At 63.4% G+C, this 16,426-nt stretch carries 14 protein-coding genes; 6 read left to right on the top strand and 8 right to left on the bottom strand.

Annotation, left to right across the window (positions count from 1 at the left end; genetic code table 11):
- The first annotated feature begins 50 nt into the window (after nucleotides 1-50).
- The 3 genes from folD to CKW40_RS01720 all read left to right on the top strand — a co-directional run bounded on the left by folD (nucleotide 51) and on the right by CKW40_RS01720 (nucleotide 3,814).
- Nucleotides 51-950 carry a bifunctional methylenetetrahydrofolate dehydrogenase/methenyltetrahydrofolate cyclohydrolase FolD gene (gene folD, locus CKW40_RS01730; RefSeq protein ID WP_095198208.1) on the top strand — a complete coding sequence of 300 codons (900 nt, stop codon included), beginning with the start codon at nucleotides 51-53 and terminating at the stop codon, nucleotides 948-950.
- 28 nt (nucleotides 951-978) lie between these two features.
- The gene (locus CKW40_RS01725) at nucleotides 979-1,977 is read left to right on the top strand and encodes a GlxA family transcriptional regulator (RefSeq protein WP_032920700.1); all 999 of its coding nucleotides are present in this window, start codon (nucleotides 979-981) and stop codon (nucleotides 1,975-1,977) included.
- A 169-nt stretch (nucleotides 1,978-2,146) separates the two neighbouring features.
- Nucleotides 2,147-3,814: a vWA domain-containing protein gene (locus CKW40_RS01720; protein WP_095198207.1), complete on the top strand. Its 1,668-nt coding sequence runs from the start codon at nucleotides 2,147-2,149 to the stop codon at nucleotides 3,812-3,814.
- A gap of 59 nt (nucleotides 3,815-3,873) precedes the next feature.
- Here CKW40_RS01720 and edd read toward each other — a convergent pair whose 3' ends face one another.
- From edd to zwf, 3 genes are all read right to left on the bottom strand, one after another.
- On the bottom strand, nucleotides 3,874-5,697 hold the full coding sequence (edd, locus tag CKW40_RS01715; RefSeq protein WP_095198490.1) for a phosphogluconate dehydratase: 1,824 nt from the start codon (nucleotides 5,695-5,697) through the stop codon (nucleotides 3,874-3,876).
- A 70-nt stretch (nucleotides 5,698-5,767) separates the two neighbouring features.
- Nucleotides 5,768-6,484: a 6-phosphogluconolactonase gene (gene pgl, locus CKW40_RS01710; protein WP_095198206.1), complete on the bottom strand. Its 717-nt coding sequence runs from the start codon at nucleotides 6,482-6,484 to the stop codon at nucleotides 5,768-5,770.
- A complete protein-coding gene (gene zwf / locus CKW40_RS01705) occupies nucleotides 6,466-7,935 on the bottom strand; it encodes a glucose-6-phosphate dehydrogenase (protein WP_095198205.1) in 1,470 nt (489 codons plus the stop codon). Before zwf ends, pgl begins: the two co-directional genes overlap by 19 nt.
- Before the next feature lie 309 nt (nucleotides 7,936-8,244).
- Here zwf and CKW40_RS01700 point away from each other — a divergent pair, with 309 nt between their 5' ends.
- On the top strand, nucleotides 8,245-8,991 hold the full coding sequence (locus CKW40_RS01700) for an SDR family oxidoreductase (RefSeq protein WP_095198204.1): 747 nt from the start codon (nucleotides 8,245-8,247) through the stop codon (nucleotides 8,989-8,991).
- 106 nt (nucleotides 8,992-9,097) lie between these two features.
- On the top strand, nucleotides 9,098-10,402 hold the full coding sequence (locus CKW40_RS01695; protein WP_095198203.1) for a Mur ligase family protein: 1,305 nt from the start codon (nucleotides 9,098-9,100) through the stop codon (nucleotides 10,400-10,402).
- Between the two features lie 30 nt (nucleotides 10,403-10,432).
- On the opposite strand, the gene CKW40_RS01690 is transcribed toward CKW40_RS01695, so the two are convergent.
- The 3 genes from CKW40_RS01690 to CKW40_RS01680 form a co-directional block, all read right to left on the bottom strand.
- Nucleotides 10,433-11,317: an SH3 domain-containing protein gene (locus CKW40_RS01690; RefSeq protein ID WP_179297791.1), complete on the bottom strand. Its 885-nt coding sequence runs from the start codon at nucleotides 11,315-11,317 to the stop codon at nucleotides 10,433-10,435.
- A 400-nt stretch (nucleotides 11,318-11,717) separates the two neighbouring features.
- Nucleotides 11,718-13,004, bottom strand: coding sequence for an NAD(P)/FAD-dependent oxidoreductase (locus CKW40_RS01685; protein WP_095198201.1), 1,287 nt, complete (start codon nucleotides 13,002-13,004; stop codon nucleotides 11,718-11,720).
- 122 nt (nucleotides 13,005-13,126) lie between these two features.
- Nucleotides 13,127-14,563, bottom strand: a complete 1,437-nt coding sequence (locus tag CKW40_RS01680; RefSeq protein WP_179297790.1) for a glutamine synthetase family protein — start codon at nucleotides 14,561-14,563, stop codon at nucleotides 13,127-13,129.
- A gap of 143 nt (nucleotides 14,564-14,706) precedes the next feature.
- Between CKW40_RS01680 and CKW40_RS01675 the strand changes: the two genes are divergently transcribed.
- Nucleotides 14,707-15,420, top strand: coding sequence for an HAD family hydrolase (locus CKW40_RS01675; protein ID WP_095198200.1), 714 nt, complete (start codon nucleotides 14,707-14,709; stop codon nucleotides 15,418-15,420).
- Nucleotides 15,421-15,468: 48 nt separating this feature from the next.
- On the opposite strand, the gene CKW40_RS01670 is transcribed toward CKW40_RS01675, so the two are convergent.
- Entirely contained in the window at nucleotides 15,469-15,912 is a 444-nt protein-coding gene (locus CKW40_RS01670) for a response regulator (RefSeq protein ID WP_095198199.1), read from the bottom strand.
- Nucleotides 15,913-16,153: 241 nt separating this feature from the next.
- Nucleotides 16,154-16,396 carry an SMc00767 family acetate metabolism repressor gene (locus tag CKW40_RS01665; RefSeq protein ID WP_006202762.1) on the bottom strand — a complete coding sequence of 81 codons (243 nt, stop codon included), beginning with the start codon at nucleotides 16,394-16,396 and terminating at the stop codon, nucleotides 16,154-16,156.
- Between the last annotated feature and the right edge of the window lie 30 nt (nucleotides 16,397-16,426).

Raw genomic sequence — 16,426 nt, 5'->3', positions numbered from 1 at the left:
CATTCTATTCCCCAAAGCGGCGTTGGGCGAAACAGTGTTGAGGATGGTTCATGGCCGAAGTGATTGACGGAAAGAGCGTTGCCGAGGATGTGGTGCGGACGGTCAAGACGCTGACCGCCGAGCTGGTTGCCAAGGGCAAGGCCAAGCCAGGTCTCGCCGTGGTCATCGTCGGCGAGGATCCGGCGAGCCAGGTCTATGTCGCCTCCAAGTCGCGTACCGCCAAGGAATGCGGCTTTCATTCGCTCCAGCACACGCTGCCGGCCGAGACTTCCCAAGAGGCGCTGCTCAAGATCATCGGCGACCTCAACGCCGATCCGGCGGTCAACGGCATACTGGTGCAACTGCCGCTGCCCGCCCATATCGATGCCGGCAAGATCATCCAGACCATCGCGCCGGAGAAGGATGTCGACGGCTTCCATTTCATCAATGTCGGCAAGCTCGGCACCGGCGAACTCGATACGGCCTTCGTTCCCTGCACGCCCGCCGGCTCGATGCTTCTGATCGAGCGCGTGCGCGGCAAGGATCTGTCCGGCCTCAACGCCGTCGTCGTCGGCCGCTCCAACATCGTCGGCAAGCCGATGGCCAACCTGCTGCTTGCCGCCAACTGCACCGTCACCATCGCCCACAGCCGCACCAAGGATCTGCCGGCGCTTGCCCGCACCGCCGACATTCTTGTCGCCGCCGTCGGCCGGCCGGAGATGATCAAGGGGGATTGGGTCAAGCCCGGCGCCACCGTCATCGATGTCGGCATCAACCGCATTCCCGCACCCGAGAAGGGCGAGGGCAAGTCGCGCCTCGTCGGCGACGTCGCCTATGCCGAGGCGGCCAAGGAAGCCGGCGCCATCACGCCGGTGCCCGGCGGCGTCGGGCCGATGACCATTGCCATGCTGATGGCCAATACGTTAGCTTCCGCCTACCTTGCGGCCGGATTGAAGCGGCCCTCCTTCTGAGCCCGGGTTGACCCTGAAAGCGCCAGTTTTGCCGAACCCCACCATTTCCCCGGAACGGCCGGTCACGACTGATCCCGTTCAAGGTGGCCGGCAGTTCGCCTTCCTGCTGGTCGACAAGTTTTCCATGTTCTCGCTCGCCGCCGCGATCGACACGTTCCGTTCGGCGAACCGCCTGCTCGGCCGCGATTTCTATGGCTGGACCACGGTGTCGGCCGACGGCGATCCGGTGATGGCATCCAACGGCCTGCCGCTCAAGATCGACTATGCCGTGGCCGACCTGCCGCCGGTCGACATCCTCTTCGTCTCGGTAGGCCTGACGACGGAATTTCCCGGCAAGAGCAAGGTTCTGGCGGCGTTGCGCAGCTGGGGCCGGCGCGGCAACGCGCTTGGCGCGCTGTCGGTCGGGTCCTACCTGCTGGCCGAGGCCGGACAGCTCGACGGTTACCGCTGCACCATCCATTGGGAAAACCGGGCCGGCTTCATGGAGCGCTTCCCCGACATCAACTGCACCGGCAACGTCTTCGAGATCGACCGCAAGCGCTACACCTGCGCCGGCGGCACCACCTCGATCGACCTGATGCTGGAGATCGTGCGCGGCGATTTCGGCTCGAACCTTGCCAATGGCGTCGCCAACCAGTTCCAGCACGAGCGCATCCGTTCGGCCGGCGACCGCCAGCGCGTCGGGCCCGAGCGCGACCTGACTGGCAAGTCGGAGAAGCTGAGGCGCATCGTCGAACTGATGGCCGACCATCTCGACGAGCCGCTCTCGGCGGTGCAGCTCGCCAAATCGGCCGGTCTTTCGGTGCGTCAGGTGGAGCGCCTGTTCCTGCGGCACCTCAACGTCACGCCGGGCCGCTATTACATGCGGCTGCGGCTGGAGCGGGCGCGCGAATTGCTGCGCCAGACCAACATGCCGATCCTCGACGTGGCGATCGCGACCGGCTTCACCTCGCATTCCTATTTTGCCCAGAGCTACCGGTTGCAGTTTGGCAGGCCGCCCTCGGAAGAGCGCCGCACCACCTACTGATCTGGACTCCGTTCTAGGCTCGGAGACGCCCGCTGCGGCGATCTTCCTGCACGGCCACTCTGCCGCCGCTCAAACGCCTGAGCGACATGGCGGCGCCCCGGGCTTGTGTCCTGACGCCACGTCAAATAGCTTCCCTGTGCGGATTAGGGGGCTAACTCAGGAGATTTCGATGGCGGTACTTGCGCGGGGCGTCGCTGCGGCGATCCTCCTGTTTTTCATGACGACGTTCGGTTTTGCCGCAAATAAGGTCATCATCATTCTCGATGCTTCCGGCTCGATGTGGGCGCAGATCGACGGCAAGCCCAAGCTCGAAATCGCCAGGGAATCGCTGAGGACCGTGCTTCAATCGGTTCCCGCCGACGACGAGATCGGCTTCATGGCCTATGGCCATCGCGAAAAAGGCAGCTGCGACGACATCCAGCTGATCGTGCCGCCTCAGGCGGGCTCGGCGAGCGCCATCACGGATGCCGCCGACAGTCTGAAATTCCTCGGCAAGACGCCGCTGACGGCGGCCGTCAAGCAGGCCGCCGAAGCGCTGAAATACACCGAGGACAAGGCGACCGTCGTCCTCATCACGGATGGGCTCGAAACCTGCGGCGGCGATCCCTGCGCTCTGGGCAAGGAGCTTGAGGCGTCCGGCGTCGACTTCACCGCCGACGTCGTCGGCTTCGGCCTGACCGCCGATGAAGGCAAGCAGATCGCCTGCCTCGCCGACAACACCGGCGGCAAGTACATCCAGGCCTCAGACGAGAAGGCGCTGCAGGAAGCGCTGGTTGAGACCGTGGCTGCGCCGGCACCAGCCCCTGCGCCGGCACCAGCCCCCGAACCAGCCCCGGCGCCCGCGCCGAAAGCGACCGAGGTCGACTACAACCTCATCCCGCAAGCGTTCTTGAAAGAGGGCGGCGAGGTGCCGAAGATCGACGTCTACTATGAAGTCTTCAAGGACGATGCCAAGGGTGTCGGCGGAGACAATGTCAACTACGGTTACAACGCGATCAAGTTCCACGTTCCCGCCGGCAACTACATCGTCGTTGCCACCAGCGGTGCCGCCAAGGTCGAGCAGAAGGTCTCGCTGACGGCCGACAAAGCAACGGAGCTTGCGCTCAACCTGAACGCCGCGCAGATCTCAATCCATGCGCGGCCGGCGCCTGGGGCCGATGTCGACCGGAACGCGCAGATCAGCATCGCCTATCCCGGCGGCACGTCTGACGCCAACTACGGCGAGGTCAAGTACGTCGTCCCGGCCGGCGAGACCAAGGTCACCGTGAAGCTGGGGGCAGGCGAGGCGAGCGAGACCATGCAGCTTGTCGCCGGCCAGGTTGTCGACAAGGACATCATCGTCGGTGTCGGCAAGGCCAAGGCCAACGCCTTCTACACCCAAGGTGGAGAGAAAGCCGAAACCGATGTGGGTTGGAAGGTGTACAAGGCGGCCAAGAAGCTCGACGGCACGCGCGATCAGGTGACCTACGCTTACGGCCCCGACAGCCAGTTCGATCTGCCTCCGGGCGACTATGTGATGGGCGTCGATGTGCAGGCCGTGTCCACGGAACAGCCTTTCAGCGTGACGGTCGGGCAGATGACCGATGTCAACGTGACGCTGAACGCCGGCGTCCTGGCCGTCGATGCGCCAGGCGCGGACGGCTTCAAGATCTTCGAGGCCAAGAAGAACATCCAGGGCGAGCGCAAACAGGTGACCTACGCCTATGGAGAAAAGATGCAGACCACGCTGGCGGCGGGCGACTACGTGCTCGTGACCAATTTCACCACCGACAAGGCCGACAAGGAAACGCCTTTCACGGTCAAGGCCGGCGAGCGGAGTGAGCTCAAAGTCCAGTAGCATCAGGACAGGCAAAAGGGCGGCTCAAGGCCGCCCTTTTCATCTGGAAATCAGAGAGCTCAAGCCGTTCCGAAGGCGCTAGCACCGTGGTCGGCACGGCCGACCAGCTGCCGGAAGCCGGCGAAAAGCTCGCGGCCGAAGCCGAACTCATTGCCGATGAGATCGGCTTCCGCTGTACGGCGAAGCGCGAATTCAGGAGCCGGGACAAACACCTCCAGCGTGCCGGCATCGGCGTCGAGGCGGATGATGTCGCCGTCATGGATCCGGGCGATCGGACCGTCCTCGACCGCTTCCGGCGTGACATGGATCGCCGCCGGCACCTTGCCGGAGGCACCAGACATGCGCCCGTCGGTGACCAGCGCGACGCGCTGGCCGCGATCCTGCAGGATGCCGAGCACGGTGGTCAGCTTGTGCAGTTCCGGCATGCCATTGGCCTTCGGCCCCTGGAAGCGGATGACGGCGATGAAGTCGCCGGTCAGCGTGCCCGCCTTGAACGCGTCGTTCAGGCCCTGCTGGCTGTCGAACACCTTGGCCGGTGCCTCGATAAGGCGCCGTTCCGGCTTGACGGCCGAGGTCTTGATGACGGCATGGCCGAGATTGCCCGCCAGCACTTTCAGGCCGCCCGTCGGCTGGAATGCCTTGTGGAACGGCGCCAGCACCTTTTCGTCGCCGCTGGCCTGCGGCGAGGCCTCGCGCACCACGGAGCCATCGGCGGCGAGCTTTGCCTCGACCGCATAGGGTCGCAGGCCTTCGCCCCACACCGTCTGCACATCCTCGTGCAGGATGCCTTCGTCGAGCAGTTCGCGGATCAGGAAGCCGAGACCGCCGGCGGCATGGAAATGGTTCACGTCGGCAAGCCCGTTCGGATAGACGCGCGCCAGGAGCGGCACCGCTTCCGAGAGGTCGGAAATGTCCTGCCAGGTCAGCGCGATGCCGGCCGCCGCCGCCATCGCGATCAGGTGGATGGTGTGGTTGGTCGAGCCGCCGGTGGCGTGCAGGCCGACGACGCCGTTGACGATCGAACGCTCGTCGATCATCCGCCCGACCGGCGTATAGGCATTGCCAAGCGCGGTGATGGCGAGTGCCCGCTTCGTCGCCTCTCGGGTCAAGGCCTCGCGCAACGGCGTGCCGGGATTGACGAAGGAGGCGCCCGGCGTGTGCAGGCCCATGATCTCCATCAACATCTGGTTGGAGTTCGCCGTGCCGTAGAAGGTGCAGGTGCCCGGCCCGTGATAGGATTTGGATTCGGCTTCCAGCAGTTCGGCGCGGCCCGCCTTGCCCTCGGCATAGAGCTGGCGGACTTTGGCCTTCTCGTCGTTGGGCAGGCCGGTCGTCATCGGCCCGGCCGGGATGAACACCGCCGGCAGATGGCCGAAGGTCAGTGCCGCGATCACCAGTCCCGGCACGATCTTGTCGCAGACGCCGAGGAAGACGGCGGCGTCGAACATGTTGTGCGACAGGCCGACCGCCGCCGACATGGCGATGACGTCGCGCGAGAACAGCGACAGTTCCATGCCGGGCTGGCCCTGCGTGACGCCGTCGCACATTGCCGGCACGCCGCCGGCCACCTGGGCGATGCCGCCCGCCTCGCGCGCCGCTTCCTTGATCAGGGCAGGGTAGGTCTCGAAAGGCTGATGCGCCGACAGCATGTCGTTGTAGGAGGTGATGATGCCGAGATTGGGCACCTTGTCGGCGCCGAGCGCCAGCTTCTCCGATGGGCTGCACACCGCAAAGCCGTGAGCGAGGTTGCCGCAGGACAGAACCGAGCGGTTGGCGGTCTGGTTCGACGCTTCGGCGATACGGCCGAGATAGCGCTCGCGGCCCGCCTTCGAACGTTGGCGGATGCGCTCCGTGATGGCTTCGATGTCGCGTCTTGCGGTCATGGCGGTCGGTCCTTTCAGGCGAGGTCCCGGAAACATCCTCCCGCCGTTGCCGGGACCACTAAACGTAAAATCAGGGCGCCCAGAAAACCTCTACGGGCCTGGGTGCGGCGTCCAGCACGGCACGGATCGGCTTTCGCGGCCCGGGCGCGACCGCGCCGTCGAAGGCGGTGCGCTTGTCCTCGCCCTCTATGTGCAGAGCGATAAAGCCGGCATCGACGATGCGCGCCAGCGTCAGGGTCAGCCGCGGCTCGCCCGCGCTGGCCGCATGAACCGGCAGGATGATCCTGTCGGAGGCCGGGTCGAGCAGCTTTGCCAGATCGTCGGCATCGGGAAAGAACGAGGCGGTGTGGCCGTCCGGCCCCATGCCGAGCACCACGACATCGAGCGGCCAGGGCAGGGAGCGCAGTGCGGCATCGTCCGACGCCGCCGCATCCTCGATGCCGGATGCCTCATGGTAGAGCGGCACGAAGCGTGCCGCCTTGGCCGCGTTCTGCAACAGATTGGCGGCCACCAGCCCGGCATTGGAACGCGGCGAGGAGGCCGGCACGAAACGCTCGTCGACCAGCGTTACGATCACCTTGTCCCAGGCGATTGCCGCCGCCGAAAGCGCGGCAAAGAATTTGGCCGGCGTCGTACCGCCGGAGACGGCCAGCACGGCCGTGCCGCGTTCGGCGATCGCTCTGGTCAGGCGATCGGCCACGCGGGCCGCCAGCGCCGCGGCCAATTGTGGACGGTCGGGGAAAGCGTTCCAGTTGTAGCTGGCGCCGTTCAATTGCTCTCGTGCCATGTCCGCCCATCACGTTCGATCAGCGCTATCGAGGCCGACGGCCCCCAGGTGCCTGCCGTATAGCCCTGCGCTTCCTGCTTGGCGCCTTCCCAGGCATTCTGGATCGGGTCGATCCATTTCCAGGCGGCTTCCACTTCGTCGCGGCGCATGAACAGCGTCTGGTTGCCGCGGATGACATCCATGATCAGCCGTTCATAGGCATCGGGCGCGCGGCCGTCGAAGGACTGCGCGAAGCTCATGTCGAGCGAGATCTGGCGCAGCCGCATGCCGCCCGGGCCTGGATCCTTGATCATGATGAACTGCTTGACCCCTTCGTCGGGCTGCAGCCGGATGACCAGCTGGTTGGCGAAGATCGGTCCGGCGCTGTCGCCGAAGATCGAATGCGGGATCGGCTTGAACTCGATGACGATTTCCGAAACCCGGGTCGCCAGCCGCTTGCCGGTCCTGAGGTAGAACGGAACGCCCGCCCAGCGCCAGGTGCCGATCTCGGCCTTGATGGCGACGAAGGTCTCGGTGTTGCTGTCCTTGCCGAGTTCCTCGACATAGCCTTTCACCGGCCCGCCGGCAGAGGCGCCGGCGCGGTACTGGCCGCGCACGGTGTGCTTCGGCGCCTCGTTGCCGTTGATGCGCTTCAGCGCCCGCAGCACCTTGAGCTTCTCGTCGCGCACGGCGTCGGCGTCCATCGACGACGGCGCCTCCATGGCGACGAGGCAAAGCAGCTGCAGCATGTGGTTCTGCACCATGTCGCGCAGCGCGCCGGCCTTGTCGTAATAGGTGACACGGTCTTCCAGGCCGACGGTCTCGGCCACCGTGATCTGCACGTGGTCGATATGGGCGGAATTCCACAGCGGCTCGTAAAGCGCGTTGGCAAAGCGCAGCGCCATCAGGTTCTGCACTGTCTCCTTGCCGAGATAGTGGTCGATGCGAAAGATCTGGCTTTCGTGGAAGTCGTCGCCGACCAGATCGTTGAGCGCCCGCGCCGAGGCAAGGTCGCGGCCGATCGGCTTCTCCAGCACGATGCGCGAGTTCGGCGTGATCAGCTTGTGCTCTTTGAGCTTGTGCGAAATATCGCCGAACAGCGCCGGTGCTACCGCCAGGTAGAAGGCTCGGATGCTCTCGCTCTCGCCGATGGCCTTCTTCAACTTGTCGAAGCCGGCACCGCTCGTTGCATCGGCCGAGACGTAGGAAAGCCGCGCCAGGAAGGTCTTCAGCTCCTTGGCGTCGATGTCGGCCGGCTTGACGTGGTCGGAGATCGCCTGGCTGGCGAAGGCCCGGAATTCCTCGTCGCTCATTTTCGAACGCGACGTGCCGATGATGCGTGTCGGCTCGGAGAATTGATGGTCGCGCTGGCGATAGTAGAGCGACGGCAGAAGCTTGCGTTCCGACAGGTCGCCGGTGCCGCCGAAAATGATGAAGTCGAAAGGGTCGACGGGGATGATCTGGCTGGTCATGGTCTGTCCGCTTTGACGCCGGTCGCGAGTACGCGGCTGATATATTCTAATCGATTTAAATTTTCCAGTGCCATGGTGTCACATCGAGGACCAATCGCTGGATATTGATTGGGTCCACATGTGCGCTTGACACTGGCGCTTGCCGGAGGCTTGTCGGTGGACGAAGACTCCGGAAGCTTTCGCAGTTGCAGCATAGAACGTGAATGTGACGAAAGCTAAGGGAGAAATGGCGCGTTGTCAGTCGCGGCATGGGCCGCGCTGGTCAGTCGCCTTATTGGTTCCAGGAAGATATCGATGAGCGGGCAAGCCATGCGTCTGGAAAACAAGGTCGCCATCATCACCGGCGCGGCATCCGGCTTCGGTGAGGGCATGGCCAAGCGTTTTGCGCAAGAGGGCGCCAGGGTGGTTGTCGCCGATCTCAATGCCAAGGGCGCCGAGCGCGTCGCCGGCGAGATCGGCGAGGCCGCGATCTGGACGCAGACCGATGTCTCGCTACGCTCCGAATTCGACGAAATGGTCTATGCCGCCAAGAGCGCCTTCGGCCGCATCGACATCATGGTCAACAATGCCGGTTACACCCATCGCAATGGCGACATGCTCAAGGTCGACGAAGAAACTTTTGACCTGATCACCGCTGTCAACATGAAGGCGATCTACCATGCAGCCCTTGCAGTGGTGCCGATCATGGACCAGCAAGGCGGCGGCGTCATCCTGACTACGGCCTCGACCGCAGGACTCAGGCCGCGGCCCGGCCTCACCTGGTACAACGCCTCGAAAGGCTGGGCGATCACCGCCACGAAATCGATGGCGGTGGAGCTGGCGCCCAAGAACATCCGGGTCAATTGCCTTTGCCCGGTCGCCGGCGAAACCGGTATGCTGGAGAAATTCATGGGCGCCGACACGCCCGAGATCCGCGAGACATTCCGCGCCTCGATCCCGCTCGGCCGGCTTTCGACCCCCCTCGATATCGCCAATGCCGCACTCTGGCTGGCATCGGATGAAGCCGCCTTCATCACCGGCGTGGCGCTGGAGGTCGATGGCGGCCGCTGCATCTGAGGGGTATCGTCTTTGCAACGCCGGTCGGTTTGCCCGCGCCGCGACTCGGATTTGACTCGAAGGTCTCATGTCCTAGTGTTTCAGAAGCTAGAGGGCGGATGGCGCGATGAACGCGAGAGTGCGGAAGGTTCGCGAAGACCTGCAGCGTCGCGTCAAGATCTACAGAGCCAGGCGCGCCCGGGCGAAAAGCAAGGCGACCTTCATCGGCGTCACCGGCAGTTCGGGGAAATCGACCGTCACGGCGCTGCTTGGGCATATACTGGCCGCCCATCGGCCGACCTATTCACGCGTACTCGCCAACACCATGAACTCGCTGGTCAGCACGCTCTACAAGCGCATGCGGCAAGTGGGTGAGGTCGACTATGTCGTTTTCGAAGCCGGGGCCTCCGGCGTCGATACCCTGCGGCCGATGGCGGAAATGCTGCGGCCGCATGTGGCTGTCGTCACCATGGTTCGCCTTGAGCATTTTGCCAGTTTCAGGACCGTGGAGAATGTTGCCAGGGAAAAGCGCGCCTTGGTCGAAGCGCTGCGGCCGGACGGTCTTGCCGTCCTCAACGCCGACGATTCCCATGTGGCCGGCATGGCTGCCGGCGCCGGATGCCGTGTCGTCACCTTCGGCACGGCTGAGATGGCCGACTATCGCGTCACCGACATCCACGCCGCCTATCCCGATCGGCTGACGCTGTCGATCCACTGGCGCGGCGGCGTGGTTGAACTCAAGACGCTGTTTCCGGGCGAACATTTATGGCTGCCGACCGCGGCCGCCGTTGCGACGGCGCTCGAACTCGGCGTCCCGCCGGACAAGGTTGCCGCAGAGTTGGCGACTTTCCAACCATTGGTTAATCGCTGTGCCGTGCTCGTCGCCGACGGTGGCCCGCACTTCATCGTCGATGCCGCAAAAGCGCCCTGGCACTCGATCAACCTTGCCTTGGACATGGTGGCAAAGGCCACTGTCGGTCGAAAGCGCATCGTGCTTGGCCAGATCTCGGACTATTCCGGCTCGAACAGGAAGTACGCCACCGCCTACCAAACCGCGCGGGAGATTGCGGACCAGGTGATTTACACCGGCGACCACGCACATCGCTCGGGAGCGGGGCAGGCTGACCGTGACAGCGGCCGGTTTGTCGAGCTTAGCACGCCGAAGGAAGTTTCCGATCATATCAGGCGCACGGCGGTGCCGGGCGAACTGATACTCGTCAAAAGCTCTTCAAACCTTCACCTAGAGCGCGTCGCGCTCGCCTGGACGCATGACGTCAAATGTTGGATTCCCGTCTGCGGCAAGCGGGAGGGCTGCGCCACCTGCGGCCTCTATGAGGTGCCGTTCGACCAGCATGGCGACCATGTCAGGCAAGGCAGGCGCGCCAGACGGTGGCAGCGTTTGCGGCGCATGTTCGGCGGCGGGCCGTCATAGGCCGGCCCCAGCCGCAAATGCGCAGACACATCAGGCGCCGGTCTTGATGTAGCTCTTGTAGATCCAGCCGGTCTTGCCGTTGTAGACGATCTGGCACCATTGCTTACAGCTCATCACCTGCACCGAAGTCCTTGCCGGCACAGTGGCGATGGCGGCTGCGTTCTTCTTCGGGCCGCTGCGCATGGTCACCGCTCTCAGGATGCGCCCATTGCCGGCCGCCGCCACTTTGCGCGGCTTGGCCTTGGCCTTGCTGCCATCATCGTCGGTCGCCGCCGGCTGCTGTTCGGGTGTCTGCGGCTGCACTTCGGGTATCGCGGCGGTCTGTGCACCATCCGGATTGCTGCCTGCCGCCGGTGCCGGCGCGGCAACCTTGGCAAGTTCGCTGGCGGCATCGGTATTGGTCGCCGATTGCGCGAATGCCGCCGCGACAGCCGGCTTGTCCGGCGCCGGCTCAGCCTGAGTGGCCACCTGATTGGGGCCAGCCGCTTGATTGGGATCAGGTGCCGCCGAAGCGGTCTTCGGCTGTGCCTCGGTCCAGCGGGGGTTATTGGCGGCAAGCGCTTGTATGTTTGCTTTCGCCGCTGCCACGGTCGGTGAGACCTGGTCGGACTTGCGGGCGGGCTGCGGCACGGTCGCCGCGGCCACCGTCGTTCCGGCAGGCACGATCTTCGTCGTCTTCACCGGAATGGTCGGAATGCTTTGTTCCTGGCTGGCGGCCGCTTGCCGCTCGCTCGTCGGCAAGGCCAGCCAGAGCGCCACCGCGGCCACGCCGAGCAGCGCGGCGGTGCCGACCGCGGCAATCACCAGATGCGAGTTCGAGCGGACTTCCTGCCAGAAGGACGGCCGCATGTCGTATCCGAACTGCATGGCAAAGCGCCGACGTTCCGGCGCACCGAAACTGAAGGGCTCTCTCACTCTTGCCACCTCCATACGCGGGCCAATGTTCTTTCGATCGTTGCCGGAAGTCCGGCATTTGATCGGCATCGGTCCCAAAATCAACGCGGGCAAGCCCGCAGCAATCCCCGAACAATCGCCCAGAAGCGCGAACCTTTCGCCCGCGATTGTGGCATCAGTACGCCATTATAGGGGATTCTGCGCCTTTGACGGCATTTCCGCAATGTGCCGCTAGGGCAACAAATGTTACAATGATATTACAATATTACATCAGCCCGTGATGGCGTGGGACCGTGGCGATCCGATCCCGCCTATGCATGTCGCCCAAAAGTGATCTCGGTTTTGGGAGAACGACGTGCATAAAACAAAGATCTAAAGCGCGTCACATGAATCCGTTTCAACGCGTTCAACGCGACGCGCTTTAGATTCTGTCGCGCAGCGCGAACCAGTTGAGCGCCAGGAAAAGCAGCGGCGTACGGAAGCGCCGGCCGCCGGGAAATGGCGGAATCTTCAGGTCTTCGATCAGCTTCAGCCGGTCGCGATTGCCGGCAACGGTCTCGGCATAGAGCTTGCCGAAGAAGTTCGACAGCATGACGCCATGGCCGGAATAGCCGCCGGCCGAGATCACATTGGGCATCACTTCGCGCACGAACGGTTTCCGCGGCACGGTGATGCCGACATAACCGCCCCAGCCATGGGTGATCTCGATATCCTTCAACGCCGGATAGAGCTCGACGATCTGGCGGCGGATATGGATGTGGATATCCTTCGGGTCGTTGACGCCATAGACCTCGCGTCCGCCGAACAGCAGCCGGCCATCCCTCGACTTGCGGAAATAGCGTACCACGAAGCGGGAATCATCGACCGCTTCGCCGCCAGGCAGCACTTTCGTGTCCGCTCCCAAGGGCACGGTCGCTCCGATGAAGGAGCCGATCGGCATGATGTGCGCCGCACTCACCGGTTCGAGCGTGCCGCCATAGGCGTTGACCGCGATCAGGCATTTCTGCGCCATTATCGTACCCCTCGGTGTCGAAACCCTGACCTTGCCGCCGGTGGAAACGATGCCGGTCGATGGTGTCTTCTCGAACAGTTGCGCGCCGGCCTGCGACGCCACCCGCGCCGTGCCGATCACCAGCTTCATGGGGTGGATGTGGCCGGTGCCGGTGTCGCGCGTGCCGCCAAAATAGGCGGTCGAGCCAAGCCGCTCCGCCGTCTCCTTCGCATCCATGAAGGAGATGTGCGGATAGGAGAAACGGCTGGCCATGATCTCGGCATGCGCCTTGTAGTCGTCGACATAGCGCGGCTTGTGCGCCACCGAAAGCTGGCCCGGCATGTAGTCGATATCGATCTGGTTGGTGGCCGCGAATTCCAGAAGATGCGCCTTCGCCTCCTCGGCAAGATCGAACAGCGCCCTGGCGCGGGACAGACCGTATTCCGCCTCCAGATCCTCGGCCCAGGCGCGCTGCCCGGTGCCAAGCTGCCCGCCATTGCGCCCGGACGCGCCGTCGCCGAAACGGTACGCCTCGATGAGCACGACATCTGCTCCAGCCTTCGCCAGGTGAACCGCCGCTGAGAGGCCGGTGAACCCGCCACCGACAACGACGACATCGCATTTTCGGTCGCCGTCGAGTGCTGGATACTCAGGCCGAGGCCCGGCCGTGTCCTCATACCAGGAACGGCCAGGAGAAATGGGGGATTGATAAGACATGGGAACGCCAAAGAATGGTGAATGGTGAATGGCTGTGAGAGACCGCAACCGTCTGCGCTCATCCATCCAGTATGAAGCTACCCATCATTCACTATTCACCACTCACGCGCCGAACCGGCCGCTCACACGTTGAGCAGAAGATACTCCCGCTCCCACGGGCTGATCACTTCCATGAACGTCTCGAATTCCGCCCGCTTGATCGCCGCATAGGTGGCGGCGAAGGACTTACCCAGCAGCGCGCAAAGTTCCTCGTCGCCCTCAAACAGGTCGACAGCTTCGAGCAGGCTGCGCGGCAGGTCGATCTCGTGTGCATTGGCGGTCGTCAGCACCGGAGGTTCGGCCTTGATCTTCCTGGTGATGCCGATCAGCCCGCAAGCGAGCGAAGCCGCGAGCGCCAGGTAGGGATTGGCATCGGAGGACGGAATGCGGTTTTCGACACGTCGCGCCGCCGGATCCGAACGCGGCACGCGGAAGGCCGTGGTGCGGTTGTCATAACCCCATTTGTTGTTGACCGGAGCCGAGGCCGCCTGCGTCAGCCGGCGGTAGGAATTGACATAGGGCGCGAACATCACCAGCGCGTTCGGCACGTGCTTCTGCATGCCGCCGATGAAATGGAAGAACTCCTCGGTTTCCGAGCCGTCCTCGGCCGAAAAGATGTTTTTGCCGGTCTTCTTGTCGATGATCGATTGGTGGATATGCATGGCCGAGCCCGGCTGGCCCTGGATCGGCTTGGCCATGAAGGTCGCGTAGATCTCATGCTTGAGCGCCGCCTCGCGAATGGTGCGCTTGAACATGAAGACCTGGTCGGCAAGCTCGATCGGGTCGCCATGGCGAAGATTGATTTCGAGCTGACCGGCGCCCTCTTCATGGATGAGCGTGTCGATCTCCAGGCCCTGGCTTTCGGAGAAATGGTAGATGTCGTCGATCAGCTCGTCGAACTCGTTGACGCCGGCGATCGAATAGCCGGCGCCGCCGCCGATCGCGCGCCCCGAACGGCCGACGGGCGGGGTCAACGGATAGTCCGGATCCGGATTCTTGCGCACCAGGTAGAATTCGATCTCGGGCGCCACAACCGGCTTCAGCCCGAGCTTGTCATAGGCGGCAAGCACGCGCTTCAACACGTTGCGCGGCGTGAACTCGACCGAGCGGCCGTCCTGGTGCACGAGGTCGCAGATGACGGCGGCCGTCGGGTCTTCTTCCCAGGGCACCACCGTCAGCGTCGACAGGTCGGGCATCAGCTTCAGGTCGCCGTCGTCTTCCGGATAGTGGAAGCCGTTGCCGTCTTCGGGATAGCCGCCGGAAATCGTCGTCATGAAGACGGCCGAAGGCAGCGCCAGCGAGGTGTTGGAGGTGAATTTCTTCGACGGCATCATCTTGCCGCGCGCCACGCCAGCCTGATCAGGCGTGATGCATTCGATGTCCTCGATGCCGCGCCATTCCAGCCATTCGCTGACTTCCTTCCAGTTCTTCACACCACGCAGGTTTTTCACGAAGGCAGGCGTGCGCGCCCGTCCTCCGCGGCTCGACGGACGGACTTCCTTTTTTGCAGGCGGCATCATTCACCAGATTGGGTTGCGGATTTCGGAGTATAGCCGTGCCCCCCTGTGGAAGGGAAGGGGAGCCGCTGTCGGCATTCCTCGTTCCGGTTGAAAATCGTGCCGGGCGGCTTAGGTTCGGGCGGCTCGCAACCTGGAAGGCATCGATGCGAAACAATGACCTGACGACCATAGGCTTCGACGCCGACGACACACTTTGGCAGAACGAGCAGTTCTTCCGCATGACGGAGAAGCGCTTCGCCGCAATGCTTGCCGACCATGGCGAGGAGAAACAAATTTCGGCGCGATTGCTCGAGGCCGAACGGCGCAACCTTGCCGTCTATGGCTTCGGCATCAAGGGATTTACCCTGTCGATGATCGAGACGGCGATCGAGGTCACCGACGGGCGTGTGCCGGCTTCGGTCATAGCGCAGATTCTCGACGCCGGCCGCGAGATGCTGAGCCACCCGATCGAGGTCTTGCCGCATGTGCGTGAGACGGTGGAGAAACTCGCCGGCGCATACCGTCTCGTGCTGATCACCAAGGGCGATCTCTTCGACCAGGAGCGCAAGCTGGCTGGCTCAGGCCTCGGCGACCTGTTCGACGCGGTCGAGATCGTCAGCGACAAGAATGCCGCGACCTATGCGCGCCTCTTCAGCCGCCACGGTGACGGTCCGGCAAAGAGCATGATGGTCGGCAATTCGCTGAAGTCGGACGTGGTGCCGGCCATCGAGGCCGGCGGCTGGGGTGTCCATGTGCCGCATGAGCTGACCTGGGTGCTCGAGCATGTCGAGGCGCCGGTCGCCGAGCCGCGGTTCCGCCAGATTGCCGACCTCGGGCAATTGCCCGAATTGGTCGAAAGCATCAAAAACCCAGCTTGATTGCAGCTTTCAGTTTTCTATTCCGAGCATTTGCGGATGGAAAACCCGTTAGCGGCTGATCAGGCGATCGATCACTGGTTGCAGCCGCTCGGGCGTGATTGGCTTGGCGACGACGGCGTCGATGATGCTCGACAGGCCCAGGCTCTCCGGCGTGCCGGTCTTGGTTGAAAGCAGGATGACGGGCGGAAGCGATCTGCCCGAAGCCCGCCGCAGCGTTTCGATGCCGGACATCAGATTGTCGCAGTCCTTGTTGTCTGCGCCGCCGTCCAGCACAATCACGCCTGGCACCAGCGTTCGCAAGGTCTTCGCCGCCATATCGGGCGATTCCGAGATTGGCCTGAGCCCGGATCGCTCGACGATTTTCGACACCACAACGCGATTGATCGGCGATTTCCCGACAACAAGCACTTGCGAGGGACTGTGGATCGTCTCTGCGCTTGAATCCTGGGTCGCCAGATTCGGATGTTTTGCGGTCTCGCCCTCGCTACTCACTGGGCACCCAAGTCGGCCAAGAAGCTCGCCCCTATTTCAATGCAGAGTTGAATCTGGCCGACAATTGGCGTGAGATGGCACCCCATGTCAAGTTGAAATAAAAGGCTTCCGAAAACACCTCCTGCGACAGTGGAGTCAAGCAACCGTACTGTACTGCCCTGTCCACGGATCGGCCGCATAAAAATAAAATTCACCTGCGCATACACTGCGCAGGTGAAGGGTCGGTTGCAACGATTTCCGGTCAGCCATGGCTCTGCTGGGTGACGATCACCGGGATCAGCAGATCGCCCCAATTGCCGTCGCCGCCATGGTGCCTGGCCGAGCGCACCAGTTCCACCGAGACGCCCGCCTCGACCGCCTTCATCACTGACTGGTTCAGCCTGTGCAAATCGTTGGCGAGCATGCGGATCGTCGCCTGCTGGTCGACACTCATCGTGGTCGATTGTTCTTCTGCCCGTTCCTTGACGCGGCTTATCGATGCCATTGGTCTTCTCCTGTGTCTGAAGCCCTTTTG

This window comes from Mesorhizobium carmichaelinearum (assembly GCF_900199455.1).
GTDB classification, from domain to species: Bacteria; Pseudomonadota; Alphaproteobacteria; order Rhizobiales; family Rhizobiaceae; genus Mesorhizobium; species Mesorhizobium carmichaelinearum.
The sequence above is the reverse complement of the archived record's forward strand: the minus strand, read 5'-3'. Positions and strand labels throughout refer to the sequence as shown.